General features: G+C 54.3%; 19 protein-coding genes. 18 read left to right on the top strand and 1 reads right to left on the bottom strand.

Going from position 1 to position 18,303, the window contains the following annotated elements; translation table 11 throughout:
* Positions 1–2 precede the first annotated feature (2 nt).
* From atpB to OCH02_RS21370, 18 genes are all read left to right on the top strand, one after another.
* The gene (atpB, locus tag OCH02_RS21455) at positions 3–824 is read left to right on the top strand and encodes a F0F1 ATP synthase subunit A (protein WP_135314551.1); all 822 of its coding nucleotides are present in this window, start codon (positions 3–5) and stop codon (positions 822–824) included.
* A 49-nt stretch (positions 825–873) separates the two neighbouring features.
* Complete coding sequence (atpE, locus tag OCH02_RS21450) at positions 874–1,113, top strand: F0F1 ATP synthase subunit C (RefSeq protein WP_004093904.1); 240 nt, start codon at positions 874–876, stop codon at positions 1,111–1,113.
* 57 nt (positions 1,114–1,170) lie between these two features.
* On the top strand, positions 1,171–1,641 hold the full coding sequence (gene atpF, locus OCH02_RS21445) for a F0F1 ATP synthase subunit B (RefSeq protein WP_261432869.1): 471 nt from the start codon (positions 1,171–1,173) through the stop codon (positions 1,639–1,641).
* A 14-nt stretch (positions 1,642–1,655) separates the two neighbouring features.
* Positions 1,656–2,189 (top strand): F0F1 ATP synthase subunit delta, encoded by a 534-nt coding sequence (gene atpH / locus OCH02_RS21440; protein WP_174354831.1) that lies wholly within the window; start codon positions 1,656–1,658, stop codon positions 2,187–2,189.
* Between the two features lie 12 nt (positions 2,190–2,201).
* On the top strand, positions 2,202–3,743 hold the full coding sequence (gene atpA, locus OCH02_RS21435; protein WP_012004483.1) for a F0F1 ATP synthase subunit alpha: 1,542 nt from the start codon (positions 2,202–2,204) through the stop codon (positions 3,741–3,743).
* A gap of 58 nt (positions 3,744–3,801) precedes the next feature.
* Positions 3,802–4,665, top strand: a complete 864-nt coding sequence (atpG, locus tag OCH02_RS21430) for a F0F1 ATP synthase subunit gamma (RefSeq protein ID WP_012004484.1) — start codon at positions 3,802–3,804, stop codon at positions 4,663–4,665.
* A gap of 32 nt (positions 4,666–4,697) precedes the next feature.
* Complete coding sequence (atpD, locus tag OCH02_RS21425; RefSeq protein WP_012004485.1) at positions 4,698–6,080, top strand: F0F1 ATP synthase subunit beta; 1,383 nt, start codon at positions 4,698–4,700, stop codon at positions 6,078–6,080.
* A 20-nt stretch (positions 6,081–6,100) separates the two neighbouring features.
* Positions 6,101–6,520 (top strand): F0F1 ATP synthase subunit epsilon, encoded by a 420-nt coding sequence (locus OCH02_RS21420; RefSeq protein WP_004950490.1) that lies wholly within the window; start codon positions 6,101–6,103, stop codon positions 6,518–6,520.
* Positions 6,521–6,816: 296 nt separating this feature from the next.
* The gene (gene glmU / locus OCH02_RS21415) at positions 6,817–8,187 is read left to right on the top strand and encodes a bifunctional UDP-N-acetylglucosamine diphosphorylase/glucosamine-1-phosphate N-acetyltransferase GlmU (RefSeq protein ID WP_261432868.1); all 1,371 of its coding nucleotides are present in this window, start codon (positions 6,817–6,819) and stop codon (positions 8,185–8,187) included.
* A 154-nt stretch (positions 8,188–8,341) separates the two neighbouring features.
* Positions 8,342–10,171, top strand: a complete 1,830-nt coding sequence (gene glmS / locus OCH02_RS21410; protein ID WP_153858537.1) for a glutamine--fructose-6-phosphate transaminase (isomerizing) — start codon at positions 8,342–8,344, stop codon at positions 10,169–10,171.
* A gap of 336 nt (positions 10,172–10,507) precedes the next feature.
* Positions 10,508–11,548: a phosphate ABC transporter substrate-binding protein PstS gene (pstS, locus tag OCH02_RS21405; protein ID WP_261432867.1), complete on the top strand. Its 1,041-nt coding sequence runs from the start codon at positions 10,508–10,510 to the stop codon at positions 11,546–11,548.
* A gap of 91 nt (positions 11,549–11,639) precedes the next feature.
* Complete coding sequence (gene pstC, locus OCH02_RS21400) at positions 11,640–12,596, top strand: phosphate ABC transporter permease PstC (RefSeq protein ID WP_012004489.1); 957 nt, start codon at positions 11,640–11,642, stop codon at positions 12,594–12,596.
* Position 12,597: 1 nt separating this feature from the next.
* Positions 12,598–13,488 carry a phosphate ABC transporter permease PstA gene (pstA, locus tag OCH02_RS21395; RefSeq protein ID WP_153858586.1) on the top strand — a complete coding sequence of 297 codons (891 nt, stop codon included), beginning with the start codon at positions 12,598–12,600 and terminating at the stop codon, positions 13,486–13,488.
* Positions 13,489–13,536: 48 nt separating this feature from the next.
* On the top strand, positions 13,537–14,313 hold the full coding sequence (pstB, locus tag OCH02_RS21390) for a phosphate ABC transporter ATP-binding protein PstB (protein ID WP_012004491.1): 777 nt from the start codon (positions 13,537–13,539) through the stop codon (positions 14,311–14,313).
* A gap of 11 nt (positions 14,314–14,324) precedes the next feature.
* The gene (gene phoU, locus OCH02_RS21385) at positions 14,325–15,059 is read left to right on the top strand and encodes a phosphate signaling complex protein PhoU (RefSeq protein ID WP_261432866.1); all 735 of its coding nucleotides are present in this window, start codon (positions 14,325–14,327) and stop codon (positions 15,057–15,059) included.
* 168 nt (positions 15,060–15,227) lie between these two features.
* Positions 15,228–16,067 carry an ABC transporter substrate-binding protein gene (locus tag OCH02_RS21380; protein ID WP_261432865.1) on the top strand — a complete coding sequence of 280 codons (840 nt, stop codon included), beginning with the start codon at positions 15,228–15,230 and terminating at the stop codon, positions 16,065–16,067.
* 77 nt (positions 16,068–16,144) lie between these two features.
* On the top strand, positions 16,145–16,858 hold the full coding sequence (locus OCH02_RS21375; RefSeq protein WP_261432864.1) for an amino acid ABC transporter permease: 714 nt from the start codon (positions 16,145–16,147) through the stop codon (positions 16,856–16,858).
* 1 nt (position 16,859) lies between these two features.
* Complete coding sequence (locus tag OCH02_RS21370; protein WP_153858589.1) at positions 16,860–17,600, top strand: amino acid ABC transporter permease; 741 nt, start codon at positions 16,860–16,862, stop codon at positions 17,598–17,600.
* On the opposite strand, the gene yieH is transcribed toward OCH02_RS21370, so the two are convergent.
* The gene (gene yieH / locus OCH02_RS21365; protein ID WP_261432863.1) at positions 17,593–18,258 is read right to left on the bottom strand and encodes a 6-phosphogluconate phosphatase; all 666 of its coding nucleotides are present in this window, start codon (positions 18,256–18,258) and stop codon (positions 17,593–17,595) included. The genes OCH02_RS21370 and yieH overlap by 8 nt on opposite strands.
* Between the last annotated feature and the right edge of the window lie 45 nt (positions 18,259–18,303).

Genomic DNA, 18,303 nt, shown 5'->3' with positions numbered 1-18,303 from the left:
TCATGTCTGCATCTGGAGAAAATGGGACTGCAAAGGACTATATCAGCCACCATCTGAATAACCTTCAGTTGGATCTGCGTACTTTTCAGTTAGTTGAACCACACTCTGGTAATCCGACATTCTGGACGTTGAACATTGACTCATTGTTCTTCTCTGTGGTGTTGGGCGCGCTGTTCTTGTTTATTTTCAAGAAAGTAGCCAATACAGCCACCAGCGGTGTACCGGGGAAACTTCAAACTGCCGTCGAACTTATCATGGGGTTCGTCGACAGTAGCGTTCGTGATATGTATCACGGCAAGAGCAAGGTTATTGCTCCGCTGGCGCTGACCGTGTTTGTCTGGGTATTCCTGATGAACATGATGGATCTGCTGCCAATCGATCTGCTGCCGTTTATTGGCGAACATGTGTTTGGTTTGCCGGCACTGCGTGTCGTCCCTACCGCAGACGTGAGTATTACACTGTCGATGGCGTTGGGCGTATTTATCCTGATTCTGTTCTATAGCATCAAAATGAAAGGCGTTGGTGGGTTCGTTAAAGAGTTAACCATGCAGCCGTTCAACCATCCGTTATTCATTCCAATCAACCTGATTCTTGAAGGTGTCAGCCTGCTGTCCAAGCCTGTTTCACTGGGCCTGCGACTGTTCGGCAACATGTATGCGGGTGAGTTGATCTTCATCCTGATTGCCGGTTTGTTGCCGTGGTGGTCACAGTGGCTTCTGAATGTGCCTTGGGCTATTTTCCACATCCTGATCATTACGCTTCAAGCCTTTATTTTCATGGTTCTGACGATTGTCTATCTCTCGATGGCATCTGAAGAGCACTGATTTTCTTAAAACACTTGTACTTTTAAACTGAAACAAACTGGAGACTGTCATGGAAAACCTGAGTATGGATCTGCTGTACATGGCTGCCGCTGTGATGATGGGTTTAGCGGCAATCGGTGCTGCGATCGGTATCGGCATCCTGGGTGGTAAATTCTTGGAAGGCGCTGCACGTCAGCCTGACCTGATTCCTTTGCTGCGTACACAGTTCTTTATCGTTATGGGTCTGGTTGACGCCATCCCGATGATCGCTGTTGGTCTGGGTCTGTACGTGATGTTTGCTGTCGCGTAAGTAGAGATTTTCTCTACACTGAAACCACACTATTAACTTTTAAAGAGGCATTGTGCTGTGAATCTTAACGCAACAATCCTCGGCCAGGCCATCGCGTTCGTTCTGTTTGTCTGGTTCTGCATGAAGTACGTATGGCCGCCGATCATGGCAGCCATCGAGAAGCGTCAGGGAGAAATTGCTGACGGTCTCGCTTCTGCAGAACGTGCCAAAAAAGATTTGGACTTAGCGCAAGCCAATGCGATCGACCAGCTGAAAACTGCCAAGGCAGAAGCTCAGGTGATCATCGAGCAAGCAAACAAACGCAAAGCTCAGATCATGGATGAAGCGAAAGCCGAAGCCGAGCAGGAACGTAACAAAATCGTGGCGCAGGCTCAGGCTGAGATCGAAGCCGAACGTAAGCGCGCTCGTGAAGAGTTGCGTAAGCAAGTCGCGATGCTGGCAATTGCCGGCGCCGAGAAGATCATCGAACGTTCCGTGGATGAAGCTGCTAACAGCGACATCGTTGATAAACTGGTCGCTGAACTGTAAGGAGGGAGGGGCTGATGTCTGAATTTGTAACTGTAGCTCGCCCCTACGCCAAAGCAGCTTTTGACTTTGCCGTTGAGCATCAAAGCTTGGATCGCTGGCAGGATATGCTGGCGTTTGCTGCTGATGTCACTCGCAATGAACAGATTTCTGAACTGCTGGCTGGTGCTGTCGCACCGGAGACGCTGTCCAGAACGTTCATCGCGGTATGTGGCGAACAACTCGACGAACATGGCCAGAACTTTATCCGTGTAATGGCCGAAAATGGACGTTTACTGGTTCTTCCTGCGGTGCTGCAGCAGTTCATCGAACTGCGCGCTTTGCTGGAATCCACCGTCGAAGTCGACGTGCTCTCTGCGAGCGCACTGAACGACAAACAGCTGGCTAATATTGCCGCTGCGATGGAAAAACGTCTGTCACGCAAAGTTAAGCTGAATTGCAAAATTGACAAGTCTGTACTGGCCGGCGTAATTATCCGTGCTGGCGATATGGTGATTGATGGCAGCGTTCGCGGTCGTCTTGAACGCCTGACAGACGTCTTGCAGTCTTAAGGGGACTGGAGCATGCAACTGAATTCCACCGAAATCAGCGAACTGATCAAGCAGCGCATTGCTCAGTTCAATGTGGTGAGCGAAGCTCACAATGAAGGTACTATTGTTTCCGTCAGTGACGGGATCATCCGCGTACACGGTCTGGCCGAAGTTATGCAGGGCGAAATGATCGCACTGCCAGGCAACCGTTACGCAATCGCATTGAACCTGGAGCGTGACTCCGTAGGTGCTGTGGTCATGGGTCCGTACGCGGATCTGGCCGAAGGCATGAAGGTAAAATGCACCGGCCGTATTCTGGAAGTTCCGGTTGGCCGTGGCCTGCTGGGCCGTGTAGTTAACACCCTGGGCGCACCTATCGACGGTAAAGGCCCGGTTGATAACGACGGTTTCTCCCCGGTTGAAGCTATTGCCCCTGGTGTTATCGAGCGTCAGTCCGTAGATCAGCCGGTTCAAACTGGCTACAAATCTGTTGACGCCATGATCCCAATCGGCCGTGGCCAGCGTGAGCTGGTGATCGGTGACCGTCAGACAGGTAAAACTGCCCTGGCGATCGATGCGATCATCAACCAACGCGATTCCGGCATCAAATGTGTTTACGTGGCTATCGGCCAGAAAGCGTCCACCATCGCTAACGTGGTGCGCAAACTGGAAGAGCACGGCGCACTGGCAAACACCATCGTTGTGGTTGCTACCGCGTCTGAGTCCGCTGCATTGCAATATCTGGCGCCATATGCCGGTTGTGCGATGGGTGAATATTTCCGTGACCGCGGTGAAGATGCGCTGATTGTTTATGATGACCTGTCCAAACAGGCCGTTGCTTACCGTCAGATCTCCCTGCTGCTTCGTCGTCCACCAGGTCGTGAAGCTTACCCAGGCGACGTATTCTATCTCCACTCCCGTTTGCTGGAGCGTGCTGCGCGTGTTAACGCCGAATACGTTGAAGCCTTCACCAAAGGTGAAGTCAAAGGCCAAACCGGTTCACTGACTGCTCTGCCGATCATTGAAACTCAGGCGGGTGACGTTTCCGCGTTCGTTCCGACCAACGTAATCTCGATTACCGATGGTCAGATCTTCCTGGAATCCAACCTGTTTAACTCCGGTATTCGTCCGGCAGTTAACCCGGGTATCTCCGTATCCCGTGTGGGCGGTGCAGCGCAAACCAAGATCATGAAAAAACTGTCCGGTGGTATTCGTACCGCGCTGGCACAGTATCGTGAACTGGCTGCGTTCTCTCAGTTCGCTTCCGATCTGGATGATGCGACCCGCAAACAGCTGAGCCACGGTCAGAAAGTGACCGAGCTGCTGAAACAGAAACAGTATGCGCCGATGTCCGTCGCACAACAGTCTCTGGTGCTGTTTGCCGCAGAACGTGGCTTCCTGAACGACGTTGAAGTCGCGAAAGTCGTGAGCTTCGAAGCCGCGCTGGTTGCTTACGCAGACCGCGAGCATGCCGAGTTGCTGAACCACATCAACCAAACTGGCAATTTCAACGATGAGATCGAGGGCAAGCTGAAAGGCATCCTCGAGACCTTCAAGAAAACCCAGTCCTGGTAACGCTCAGCGGCCTGCAGTTGAAAGACAGCAGGCCGTCTGGCAATGAGGAGAAGCAGACATGGCCGGCGCAAAAGAGATACGTAGTAAGATCGCGAGCGTGCAAAACACGCAAAAGATCACTAAAGCGATGGAAATGGTCGCCGCCTCCAAAATGCGTAAATCGCAGGAACGCATGGCGGCCAGCCGTCCTTATGCAGAGACCATGCGCAAAGTGATTGGTCACCTTGCGTTGGGTAATCTGGAATATAAGCACCCGTACCTGGATGAGCGTGATGTTAAGCGCGTCGGGTATCTGGTGGTGTCTACTGACCGTGGTCTCTGTGGTGGCTTGAACATTAACCTGTTCAAGCGGCTGTTGGCAGAGATGAAAGGCTGGTCCGAAAAAGGTGTCGAAACTGATTTGGCACTGATTGGCTCTAAAGCCGCTTCTTTCTTTGGTTCCGTGGGTGGCAACGTGGTTGCCCAGGTCACCGGCATGGGGGATAACCCTTCCCTGTCGGAGCTGATCGGACCGGTGAAAGTGATGCTGCAAGCCTACGACGAAGGTCGTTTGGACAAGCTGTACATTGTCAGTAACAAATTTATCAATACGATGTCCCAAGAACCACAGATCGTTCAGCTGCTGCCGTTGCCGCCTGCCGAAGACGGTGAGCTGAAGAAAAAATCTTGGGATTACCTGTATGAACCCGATCCAAAAGTGCTGCTTGATACCTTGCTGCGTCGCTATGTGGAATCTCAGGTTTATCAGGGCGTCGTGGAAAACCTGGCCAGCGAGCAGGCCGCACGAATGGTAGCGATGAAAGCCGCAACCGATAACGGCGGTAGCCTGATCAAAGAGCTGCAGTTGGTATACAACAAGGCTCGTCAGGCCAGCATCACTCAGGAACTCACCGAGATCGTTTCGGGAGCCTCCGCGGTTTAAGCTAGGTTTACGAATTACGTAGAGGATTCAAGATGGCTACTGGAAAGATTATCCAGGTAATCGGCGCCGTAGTGGACGTCGAGTTCCCTCAGGATGCCGTACCAAAAGTGTACAACGCTCTTGAGGTAGAAAACGGTGCCAATAAGCTGGTGCTGGAAGTTCAGCAACAGTTGGGCGGTGGCGTGGTTCGCTGTATCGCAATGGGGACCTCTGATGGTCTGCGTCGCGGTCTGAAAGTCACTGACCTGGACCACCCAATTGAAGTACCGGTAGGTAAAGCTACCCTGGGCCGTATCATGAACGTATTGGGTGAACCAATCGACATGAAGGGCGATATCGGCGAAGAAGAACGTTGGGCGATTCACCGTCCGGCGCCAAGCTACGAAGATTTGGCCAACTCCCAGGATCTGCTGGAAACCGGTATCAAGGTAATGGACCTGATCTGCCCGTTCGCCAAAGGGGGTAAAGTCGGTCTGTTCGGTGGTGCGGGCGTTGGTAAAACCGTAAACATGATGGAGCTGATCCGTAACATCGCGATCGAGCACTCCGGTTATTCAGTGTTTGCAGGCGTGGGTGAGCGTACTCGTGAGGGTAACGACTTCTACCACGAAATGAACGACTCCAACGTACTGGACAAAGTATCCCTGGTTTACGGCCAGATGAACGAGCCACCGGGTAACCGTCTGCGCGTTGCTCTGACCGGTCTGACCATGGCGGAGAAATTCCGTGACGAAGGCCGTGACGTTCTGCTGTTCGTTGATAACATCTACCGTTATACCCTGGCCGGTACCGAAGTGTCCGCACTTCTGGGCCGTATGCCATCGGCGGTAGGTTATCAGCCAACGCTGGCGGAAGAGATGGGTGTTCTGCAAGAACGTATCACCTCTACCAAGACCGGTTCAATCACCTCCGTACAGGCCGTTTACGTCCCTGCGGATGACTTGACTGACCCGTCACCAGCCACCACCTTTGCTCACTTGGATGCAACTGTGGTACTGAGCCGTAATATCGCTTCTCTGGGTATCTACCCGGCCGTTGACCCGCTGGATTCCACCAGCCGTCAGCTGGATCCGCTGGTAGTTGGCCAGGAGCACTACGATGTAGCGCGTGGCGTGCAGTCCATTCTGCAACGCTATCAGGAACTGAAAGATATTATCGCAATCTTGGGTATGGACGAGCTGTCTGAAGAAGACAAACTGGTCGTATCCCGTGCGCGTAAAATCCAACGCTTCCTGTCTCAGCCGTTCTTCGTGGCAGAAGTCTTCACCGGTTCTCCGGGCAAGTTCGTATCGCTGAAAGACACCATTCGTGGTTTCAAAGGCATTATGGACGGCGACTATGACCACCTGCCTGAACAAGCGTTCTACATGGTTGGCACCATTGAAGAAGCAGTGGAAAAAGCCAAGAAACTGTAACGTCTTGAGAGGAGGGTGATATGGCTATGACTTACCATCTGGATGTAGTCAGCGCGGAAAAACATATGTTTTCCGGCCTGGTGCAAAAGATCCAGGTGACAGGTAGCGAAGGCGAACTGGGGATTTTCCCTGGTCATGCGCCGCTGCTGACTGCCATCAAGCCTGGCATGGTGCGTATTGTTAAACAACACGGTGAAGAAGAGTTCATCTACCTGTCCGGCGGTATCCTTGAGGTACAACCGAGCGTGGTCACCGTGTTGGCTGACACTGCTATCCGTGGAACGGACCTCGACGAAGCGAGAGCGCTGGAAGCTAAGCGTAAAGCTGAAGAACATATCAGTAGCTCTCATGGCGATGTCGACTATGCTCAGGCATCTGCAGAACTGGCGAAAGCGATCGCAAAACTGCGCGTTATCGAACTCACCAGAAGATCGATGTAATATTTTGGCGCGTGCATAACGCAGCCAAAATTAAGAAAGCGGCCTATTGGGTCGCTTTTTTTTTGTTTTAAAATAAGCCTGATACCCCGGCAGGCATTGTGAGGTATAACCTTCAATAGAGGCTGGAAATGTCGCCGATCGCCGACAGTTATCCCCGGCGTCGGGTTACCAGAACGTTAACTTCGGCGTGCCTAGTGCCCCAAGGCCTGAGCCGGGTTCGTGCAGAGAAATATGTAGTAATATCGACACAGAACGGTTCTACTTTCGTCTATTAAAATGGAGTTATCAGGTTGCTTATGTCGAACAGCGCAATGAGTGTGGTGATCCTCGCCGCGGGCAAGGGAACACGCATGTATTCCGATCTTCCCAAGGTGTTACATCCGTTGGCCGGAAAGCCGATGGTGCAGCACGTCATTGATGCCGCGATGAAACTGGGCGCGAAAAACGTCCATCTGGTGTACGGCCATGGCGGCGACTTGCTGAAAAATACCCTGACCGACGGTGCACTGAACTGGGTGCTGCAGGCCGAGCAATTGGGTACCGGCCATGCCATGCAGCAGGCTGCACCGCATTTTGCCGATGATGAAGACGTGCTGATGCTGTACGGTGACGTCCCGCTGATTTCTGTCGATACTTTGCAGCGTCTGATGGCCGCGAAGCCACAGGGCGGCATTGGCCTGCTGACGGTGAAGCTGGCTGACCCGAGCGGTTACGGTCGTATCGTGCGTGAGAACGACCAGGTGGTGGGGATTGTTGAGCATAAAGATGCCAGCGAAGCCCAGCGCCAAATCAATGAAATCAACACCGGTATCCTGGTGGCCAACGGCCGCGATCTCAAACGCTGGTTGGGGATGCTGAACAACAACAACGCACAGGGTGAATTCTACATCACCGATATCATTGCGCTGGCCCATGCCGACGGCAAGAAAATTGAAGCCGTGCATCCATCACGCCTGAGTGAAGTGGAAGGCGTGAATAACCGTCTGCAACTGTCGCGGCTTGAGCGTATCTATCAGGCAGAACAGTCTGAAAAATTACTGTTGGCCGGCGTAATGCTGCTGGATCCGGCGCGTTTTGACCTGCGCGGGGAACTTGTGCACGGCCGTGACATCTCTATTGATGTCAACGTCATTATTGAAGGCACGGTCAAGCTCGGGGATCGAGTGAAAATCGGTGCCGGCTGCGTGTTGAAAAACTGCGTGATCGGCGATGACTGCGAAATCAGCCCGTACAGCGTGCTGGAAGATGCCGTGCTGGCAGCTGAATGCACCGTGGGTCCCTTTGCCCGCTTGCGTCCTGGCGCTGAGCTGGCGGTGGGTGCCCATGTCGGCAACTTCGTCGAAATGAAAAAGGCGCGTTTGGGCAAAGGTTCTAAAGCGGGCCATCTGAGCTACCTGGGTGATGCCGAGATTGGCGATGATGTGAATATTGGCGCCGGTACCATCACCTGTAACTATGATGGCGCCAATAAGCATAAAACCATTATCGGCGACGGCGTGTTCGTCGGTTCCGACACCCAACTGGTGGCGCCAGTGTCTGTCGGCAAAGGTTCTACCATTGCCGCAGGCACTACGGTGACCCGTGATATCGGCGAGGATGAACTGGTGCTGAGCCGCGTCAAGCAGGTGCATATTCAAGGCTGGCAGCGTCCAACCAAGAAGAAGTAACCCGTGTGTTTTGCGTTGGGTTCTGCTTAAGAACCCAATACAAAACATAATAATCCCCACCATCTACAGGCTCGGGGACGCACGGTAAAAACCGGCAAAATCAGGTCAAGACATCGAAAGCGCCCCGAAAGGCGTTTAATTAGGAATACAACTGATGTGTGGAATTGTAGGCGCAGTAGCGCAACGTGATATAGCAGAGATTCTGTTGGAAGGGTTACGCCGTCTTGAATACCGTGGCTACGACTCAGCCGGTTTGGCGGTGGTGGATGCTGAAGGCAACGTCAGCCGCTTACGCCGCGTAGGCAAAGTCAATAAATTGGCCGAAGCCGCTGAACAACATGAATTGCATGGTGGCACCGGTATTGCTCACACTCGCTGGGCAACGCACGGTGAACCTACCGAAGCTAACGCGCACCCGCATGTTTCTGATTACATTACTGTGGTGCATAACGGTATCATCGAAAACCACGAACCGCTGCGTGAATTGCTGATCGAACGCGGTTATCACTTCAGCTCTGAAACCGATACCGAGGTGATTGCTCACCTGGTGCATTGGGAACAGCGCCAGGGGGGCACCTTACTGGAAGTGGTTCAGCGCGTGATCCCTCAGTTGCGTGGCGCATACGGCACCGTGGTGATGGACAGCCGCGACCCTAGTGTGCTGGTGGCTGCGCGTTCCGGCAGCCCACTGGTTATCGGCCGTGGCGTGGGTGAAAACTTCCTGGCTTCCGATCAACTGGCATTGTTGCCGGTAACCCGCCGCTTTATCTTCCTGGAAGAAGGTGATGTGGTGGAGATGACTCGCCGCACCGTCAACATTTTCGATAAGCAGGGCAACGCCGTTGAGCGTCCTGAAATCGAATCTCAGGTACAGTACGACGCCGGTGACAAAGGCGCTTACCGCCACTACATGCAAAAAGAGATCTACGAACAGCCGCTGGCGCTGAAGAACACCCTGGAAGGGCGTTTCAGCCATGGCCAAATCAACCTGAGCGAGCTGGGCCCGCGTGCCGACGAATTGTTGGCGAAGGTGCAGCACGTGCAAATCATTGCCTGTGGGACGTCTTACCACTCCGGCATGGTTGCCCGCTATTGGTTCGAATCGCTGGCCGGCGTGCCTTGCGACGTGGAAATCGCGTCAGAATTTCGCTATCGCAAATCTGCCGTGCGTCCGGGCAGTCTGATCATCACCTTGTCGCAGTCCGGTGAAACTGCCGATACGCTGGCGGCACTGCGCCTGTCGAAGGAGCTGGGTTACCTCGGTTCGTTAGCCGTGTGCAACGTGGCCGGTTCTTCACTGGTACGTGAATCCGATCTGGCATTGATGACCAAAGCTGGCACCGAAATTGGTGTTGCCTCCACCAAGGCATTTACTACCCAGCTTGCGGTGCTGTTGATGCTGGTGGCGCGTTTGGGTCGTCTGAAAGGCATGGCGGAAAGCGTTGAGCATGAAATCGTGCACGGCCTGCAGGCGTTGCCGGCGCGTATCGAGCAGATGCTGTCGCTGGACAAAAACATTGAAGCGCTGGCGGAAGGCTTCTCCGACAAGCATCACGCGTTGTTCCTCGGCCGTGGCGATCAGTACCCGATTGCTATGGAAGGCGCACTGAAGCTCAAAGAGATCTCCTATATTCACGCAGAGGCCTATGCGGCCGGTGAGCTAAAGCATGGCCCGTTGGCGTTGATCGATGCCGATATGCCGGTGATCGTGGTAGCGCCGAACAACGAACTGTTGGAAAAGCTGAAGTCCAACATTGAAGAAGTGCGCGCGCGCGGTGGCCAACTGTACGTGTTCGCCGATCAGGATGCTGGTTTCGTCAGCAGCGAAGGTATGACTATCATCCCGTTGCCGCACGTCGAAGAAATTGTGGCACCGATCTTCTACACCGTGCCGTTGCAGCTGCTGTCTTACCACGTAGCGCTGATCAAAGGCACCGACGTTGACCAGCCGCGTAACCTGGCGAAGTCTGTCACGGTAGAGTAACTCGCTTCTGTTAATCTCTAAAAGCCGGCCGCAGTGCCGGCTTTTTTCATGGCTGTAGCAAATATGACAATGGTGCGACAGCAGGGATAAAAGTTGTCATATTCAAGCGGATAGGTGAGTTGGAACGGGTTTTTTTATTGATTAATTACTGAGTGTTTTTATCTTTAATTGACTGATTTTAAATGAATACTTATCACGATACTTGCGTTGTAATATAACTGTCATATTTCGTACATTTTACTGTCACCAAACTGTCCTATTTTCCCTCCTGCAGCAATACTTACTCTGATGAAAACGACTTGAAGTCGATTTTTGAATATCCCATTAGGAGGGATTATGAAACTGATGCGTACCACCGTCGCCAGTATTGTGGCAGCGACTTTCTCCCTGACCGCCGTGTCCGCGTTCGCTGCTGCTAGCCTGACCGGTGCAGGTGCGACATTCCCCGCTCCGGTTTATGCCAAGTGGGCAGATTCTTATCAGAAAGAAACTGGCAACAAAGTTAACTATCAGGGCATCGGCTCTTCTGGCGGCGTGAAGCAAATCATTGCCAACACCGTTGACTTTGGTGCTTCTGACGCACCGTTGACTGACGAAAAACTGGCTGCTGATGGTCTGTTCCAGTTCCCTACCGTGATCGGTGGCGTGGTACTGGCGGTTAACATCCCGGGCATCAAATCCGGTGAACTGACCCTGGACGGTAAAACTCTGGGCGATATCTACCTGGGTAACGTGAAGAAATGGAACGACCCGGCGATCACCAAGTTGAACCCAGGCGTCAAACTGCCGGATCAGAACATTGCCGTTGTCCGTCGTGCTGATGGTTCAGGCACCTCGTTCGTGTTCACCAGCTACCTGTCTAAAGCCAACGCGCAGTGGAAAGAGAAAATCGGCGCAGGCTCTACCGTTAACTGGCCAACCGGTCTGGGCGGCAAGGGTAACGACGGTATCGCAGCCTTCGTACAGCGTCTGCCAGGCTCTATCGGCTACGTGGAATATGCTTACGCCAAGCAGAACAACCTGGCTTACACCAAGCTGATTTCTGCCGATGGCAAAGCGGTTAGCCCGACAGAAGAGAGCTTCAGCGCCGCTGCCAAAGGCGTGGACTGGAGCAAGACCTTCGCACAGGACCTGACTGACCAGAAAGGCGACAACGCCTGGCCAATCACCTCCACCACCTTCATCCTGGTGCACAAAGAGCAGAAAAACCCGGCTCAGGGCACCGAAGTGCTGAAGTTCTTTGACTGGGCGTACAAAACGGGCGCCAAGCAGGCTAATGACCTGGATTACGCCACTCTGCCGAAAGAAGTTGTCGAGCAGGTGCGTGCAGCATGGAAAACCAACGTAAAAGACAGTTCCGGTAAAGCGCTGTACTAACAACGCAGGGGCGCGTGATTCGGCGCGCCCCACTCAGTTTTTCAGGGTCTGACTATGTTGGGCCTGCCAGGGTTAAAACAGAGAGTAATCTATGGCTGAGTACAAGCCGACCATGAAAGCACCGAGTAAAAATGGTGACGTCATCTTCAGCGCGCTGGTTAAACTGGCAGCGCTGATTACCCTATTGTTGCTGGGCGGCATTATTGTTTCGCTGATCTTCGCCTCCTGGCCGAGCATCCAGAAGTTCGGCTTCTCCTTCCTGTGGACCAAAGAGTGGGACGCGCCTGCCGAACAGTTCGGTGCGCTGGTGCCCATCTACGGCACCGTAGTGACCTCGCTGATCGCTCTGATTATCGCCGTACCCGTCAGCTTTGGTATTGCCCTGTTCCTGACTGAGCTGGCGCCAAACTGGCTGCGACGCCCACTGGGTATCGCCATTGAACTGCTGGCGGCAATCCCAAGTATCGTTTACGGCATGTGGGGCCTGTTCGTGTTTGCTCCGCTGTTTGCCGAATATTTCCAGACTCCGGTTGGTGATGTGCTGTCCGGCATTCCGATTGTCGGTGAGTTGTTCTCTGGCCCGGCGTTTGGTATCGGTATTCTGGCTGCCGGGGTGATCCTGGCGATTATGATTATTCCTTACATCGCCGCCGTGATGCGCGATGTGTTCGAACAGACCCCGGTGATGATGAAAGAGTCGGCCTATGGCATCGGCTGCACCACCTGGGAAGTGATCTGGCGTATCGTGCTGCCGTTTACCAAGAATGGCGTGATTGGTGGTGTGATGCTGGGGTTGGGCCGCGCGCTGGGGGAAACCATGGCGGTGACCTTTATCATCGGTAACACCTACCAGCTCGACAGTGCCTCACTGTATATGCCGGGCAACAGTATTACCTCTGCGCTGGCCAACGAATTCGCCGAAGCGGAGTCTGGGGTTCACACCGCAGCGTTGATGGAGCTGGGCCTGATCCTGTTTGTTATCACCTTTATCGTCCTGGCGCTGTCGAAGTTGATGGTAATGCGTCTGGCCAAGAAGGAGGGACGCTAACGTGGCGACTATGGAAATGCAAAACAACCTGGCGCTGTTGGAAAGCCGTCGCAAAATGCAGGCCTGGCGCCGTCAGAAAAACCGTCTGGCACTGTTCTTGTCGATGGCGACCATGGTGTTTGGCCTGTTCTGGCTGGTGTGGATCCTGTTTTCCACCGTGACCAAAGGCATCGACGGCATGTCGCTGGCGCTGTTCACCGAAATGACCCCGCCGCCGAACACCGCGGGTGGCGGCCTGGCTAACGCCATCGCCGGTAGCGGGCTGCTTATCATGTGGGCGACGGTATTCGGCACGCCGCTGGGCATTATGGCCGGCATTTACCTGGCAGAATACGGCCGTAAATCCTGGCTGGCGGAAGTCATCCGCTTTATTAACGACATCCTGTTATCGGCACCGTCGATCGTCGTGGGCCTGTTCGTCTACACCATCGTGGTGGCGAAGATGCAGCACTTCTCCGGCTGGGCCGGGATCATTGCACTGGCGCTGTTGCAGGTGCCAATCGTGATTCGAACGACTGAAAACATGCTGAAACTGGTGCCGGATACGCTGCGTGAGGCGGCTTACGCGCTGGGTACGCCGAAATGGCGCATGATTTCGGCCATCACGCTGAAGGCCTCGGTTTCCGGCATTATCACCGGCGTGCTGCTGGCGATTGCACGTATCGCCGGGGAAACCGCACCGCTGCTGTTTACCTCGCTGTCGAATCAGTTCTGGAGCACCGATCTGATGCAGCCGATCGCCAACCTGCCGGTGACCATTTTCAAATTCGCCATGAGCCCGTTCGCCGAATGGCAAGAGCTGGCCTGGGCCGGGGTGCTGTTGATTACCCTGTGTGTACTGGTACTGAATATCTTGGCGCGCGTAGTTTTCGCCAAGCAAAAGCATTCATAAAATTTTGAGCGCGGCCCTGGCGGCGCTGATGAAAAGAGAGAAGTCTTGATGAGTATGGTTAACGACGCTTCCAGCAGCAAAATTCAGGTACGCGATCTGAACTTCTACTATGGCAAATTCCATGCGCTGAAAAACATCACGCTGGATATCGCCAAGAACAAGGTCACCGCGTTTATCGGCCCATCCGGTTGTGGCAAATCAACGCTGCTGCGTACTTTCAACAAGATGTATCAGTTGTACCCTGAGCAGCGCGCAGAAGGCGGCATCCTGCTGGATGGGCAGAACATTCTGACCGACAACTCGGATATTGCCCTGCTGCGTGCCAAGGTTGGCATGGTGTTCCAGAAGCCGACGCCGTTCCCGATGTCGATTTACGACAATATCGCCTTCGGTGTGCGTCTGTTTGAAAAGCTGTCGCGTGCCGACATGGATGAGCGCGTGCAGTGGGCTCTGACCAAGGCGGCACTGTGGAACGAAACCAAGGACAAGCTGCACCAGAGCGGTTACAGCCTGTCCGGCGGCCAGCAGCAGCGCCTGTGTATCGCCCGCGGCATCGCTATTCGTCCGGACGTATTATTGCTGGATGAACCCTGCTCGGCGCTGGATCCGATTTCCACCGGTAAAATTGAAGAGCTGATCAGCGAACTGAAGTCTGACTACACCGTGGTGATCGTAACCCACAACATGCAGCAGGCCGCACGTTGCTCTGACTCCACGGCTTTTATGTATCTGGGCGAACTGATCGAGTTCAGTGATACTGATACCCTGTTCACCGCGCCACAGAAAAAACAGACCGAAGACTACATCACTGGCCGTTATGGTTGATAGGATGCATCATGGATAACCTGAATTTAAATAAACACATTTCCGGCCAGTTCAACGCAGAACTTGAGCACATCCGCACCCAGGTGTTGACCATGGGCGGGCTGGTGGAGCAGCAACTGACCGACGCCATTACCGCGATGCATAACCAGGACGGTGAGTTGGCCAAGCGGGTGATCGAAGGCGATGCCAAGGTCAACATGATGGAAGTGGCGATCGACGAGGCCTGTGTGCGGATCATTGCCAAACGTCAGCCGACCGCCAGCGACCTGCGCCTGGTGATGGCGATCATCAAAACCATCTCCGAGCTGGAACGTATCGGCGACGTGGCGGATAAAATCTGCCGTACCGCGCTGGAAAAATTCTCGCACCAGCACCAGCCACTGTTGGTCAGCCTGGAGTCGCTGGGCCGCCACACCGTGCAGATGCTGCATGACGTGCTGGACGCCTTCGCGCGGATGGATCTGGATGAAGCGATCCGAATTTATCGCGAAGACAGGAAGGTCGATCAGGAATATGAAGGCATCGTGCGTCAGTTGATGACTTACATGATGGAAGATACGCGCACCATTCCCAGCGTACTGACTGCGTTGTTCTGCGCCCGTTCAATCGAGCGTATCGGTGACCGTTGCCAGAACATCTGCGAATTTATTTTCTATTTCGTGAAAGGCCAGGACTTCCGTCATATTGGTGGCGATGCGCTGGAAAAGCTGTTGTCCTCCGACGGTAAAGACGAGAAACAAGAGTAATATCCCCTCGAGTTACCTCTTAAAAGGCGCAGAAGACTGCGCCTTTATGCTGTTTAAAACCCTTAAAGACAAAAAGGTTATAAATATAGCGTTTTATATTATTTCCTGACCTAAGTGGGTCTTGCTAGCGTAGCAGCCAGCAGGACATCAACCCCTTAGGAGCAACTCATGAAACATCGCGTTTTGGCCTTAACTTTGTTAGCCAGCCTGACCAGCCTCGCTACCGGTGCCGCGCATGCGGACAAACTCGACGACATCAAGAAAGCCGGCGTAGTGCGTATCGCGGTGTTCGACAGCAATCCTCCGTTCGGTTATATCGATCCGCAAAGCAAAAAGCTGGTGGGCTATGATGTTGATGTCGCCGATGCGATCGGTAAGGCGTTGGGGGTGAAGGTGGAGCTGCGTGCCACTAACCCGGCTAACCGCATTCCTTTGCTGGTATCGAAAAAGGTCGATTTGATCGCCGCCAATTTCACTATTACTGACGAGCGCGCCAAGGAAGTGAACTTCAGCGTGCCGTACTTCGCTACCGGCCAGAAATTTATCGCCCATAAAGGCGTGCTGAAAACGCCGGAAGATATCAAAAAACTGCGTATCGGCGCGGACAAAGGCACGGTGCAGGAGATTACCCTGCGTGAACATTACCCGACGGCCAAAGTGATCTCTTACGACGACACTCCGCTGGCGTTCGTCGCCCTGCGCAACGGCAACGTTCAGGCGATTACTCAGGATGATGCCAAGCTGGTGGGCCTGCTCGGCAACCTGCCGGCGGCGCAAAAGGCAGATTTCGAGATATCGCCGTTCAGCATTACCAAAGAGTATCAGGGGGTGGGCCTTCCCAAGGGCGAAGACCGCCTGACCGCCAGTGTTAACGACACGTTGATCAAGCTGGAAAAAGACGGTGAAGCGGCGAAGATCTACGATCGCTGGTTTGGCCCGGAAACCAAAACCGCACAGCCACGTGGCGACTTCAAAATCGCGCCTTTGGATCAACAGCCGAAGGCCTGATTTTCACGGGCTGAAATCTGTTTGGAGGGGCGCAGCTTGCTGCGCCCCTGACGCATTTTGCAAGACAAGGATTGACCATGAATCTGGATTGGCTGCTGGCGCCGGAGTATTTGAGCTGGCTGTGGCAGGGTTTCCTGCTGACGCTGTGGCTTTCCGCCTGCGCGAGCCTGGCCGCCACGCTGTTGGGGTTCTTACTGACAGTGATGCGTGACAGCCGCCTGTGGACACTGCGCTGGTTGGCGGTGGGTTATAGCTCGTTGTTTCGCAATACGCCGTTGCTGGTGCAGCTGTTCTTTTGGTATTTCGCCGCCGGGCAGATCCTGCCGTCCGCCGCCATGCAGTGGCTGAATACGTCACATCAAATCGGCCCGCTTGAGTGGCCGTCGTTTGAATTTCTCGCCGGCTTTTTCGGCCTGACGCTGTACTCCAGTGCCTTTATCGCCGAAGAGATCCGTTCCGGCATCCGTGGTGTCGCCGGTGGGCAAAAATATGCGGCCAACGCGCTGGGATTAACCGGCTGGCAGGCGATGCGCTACGTGGTGCTGCCGCAGGCGCTGAAAATCGCCATGCCGCCGCTGCTGGGCCAGTATATGAACGTGATAAAAAACTCCTCGCTGACCATGGCGATCGGCGTTGCCGAACTGTCCTATGCTTCGCGTCAGGTGGAAACCGAGACGCTACGCACCTTCCAGGCGTTTGGCGTGGCGACGGTGCTGTACATCGCCATCATTGCCCTGTTGGAAGCTTGGGGTATGTGGCGACAGCAGCGTAAACCGCTGAGAGGGCATTAAGATGGATTTCAGCGTCATTTACGACAATCTGGGTTATCTGCTGTGGGGCACCTGGCCGGACGGGCCGCTGGGGGGCGCAGCGCTGACGTTGGCGATCAGCCTGATGGCCGGCGTGGCTTCGGCCATTATCGGCACCTTGCTGGGGGTGGCTCTGGCGATGTCGCGCGGCGTGGCGGCCGGGTTGCTGGCCATGCTCCTGGGTTTTTTCCGCGCCATCCCGGTGATCATGCTGATTTTCTGGACCTATTTCCTGCTGCCTATCGTTTTTGGTGTGGATATTCCGGAAATCACCACCGTAGTTTGCGCATTGGCGCTGATCGCCTCGGCCTATTTGGCCCATGCGGTGAAGGCGGGGATTATCGCTATTGGCCCCGGCCAGTGGCAGGCGGGTTTGTCTCTGGGATTGACCCGTTGGCAAACGCTACGGATGATCGTGTTGCCGCAGGCGTTGCGAATGATGGTGCCTTCGTTTATCAACCAGTGGATTTCGCTGATCAAGGACACTTCGCTGGCCTATATCGTCGGTGTCGGTGAGCTGACGTTTCTGGCGACCCAGGTCAACAACCGCAGCATGGTGTACCCGATGGAGGTCTTCCTGTTTATCGCCCTGGTGTACTTTGTGTTCTGTCTGGCGCTGGATCTGCTGGCCAATGCGGTCAACCGCCGCTTTAGCCCGCAGACCCGGGCGTTGAAACGCTCATGGCGCTGGTGGCGCAATAAACCGCCGTTGCCGGCTAGCTAGTCAACTGCCAGCCGCGCTCACGCCACAGCGCAGGTAATTGCGCCAAATCGTCGAATGCGGTGACCAGCGGGTGGTCGATCGGTTGGTTGTGCGGATCGGCGCAGAAGTAAAATACCGGGATCCCGGCGGCGATCCCCGCCTGTGCACCGGCGGCGGAGTCGTCTACCAGGATGCAGTGCGCCACTGGAACCTGCATTTTTTCAGCGGCGTGAAACACGATCGCCGGGTCCGGTTTCCAGCGCTGAATGTCATAGCCGCTGAACAGCCGGTCATCAAAATAGTGCAGCATGTTGGTCAGGCCGAGCGAGTGCTGCATTTTGCTGACCGGGCCGTTAGACACGGTACACATTGGCACTGTCACCTGCGCCAGCAGCTCGCGCGCACCGGCAATTTGCTGCAGTTCGCTGTCAAACAGACGGGCCACTTCCTGACGGTACAAAGGCTCCAGTTCTTCCTTTGGCAAGGCGACGCCGTGCTCCGCATTAACCTGTTCGATAATCTCGTACAGCTTTACCCCTTTGTACTTCCTGAATACCTCGTCCAGCGAAAGGTGAATGCCAAAGTGGGCAAACATGTGCACATAGGCTTTGCTGCACAGCACTTCGCTGTCCACCAGCGTGCCGTCGCAATCAAACAAAATACAGTCAATCTGCTTCATCAGGGGCCGTGTCCTTAGATTATGCGGTGATAATGCCACTTTAAC

This window comes from Serratia quinivorans, assembly GCF_946227985.1.
Lineage (GTDB): Bacteria > Pseudomonadota > Gammaproteobacteria > Enterobacterales > Enterobacteriaceae > Serratia > Serratia quinivorans_A.
Note: the sequence above shows the minus strand (reverse complement) of the source record. Positions and strands in the feature narration are given on the sequence as shown.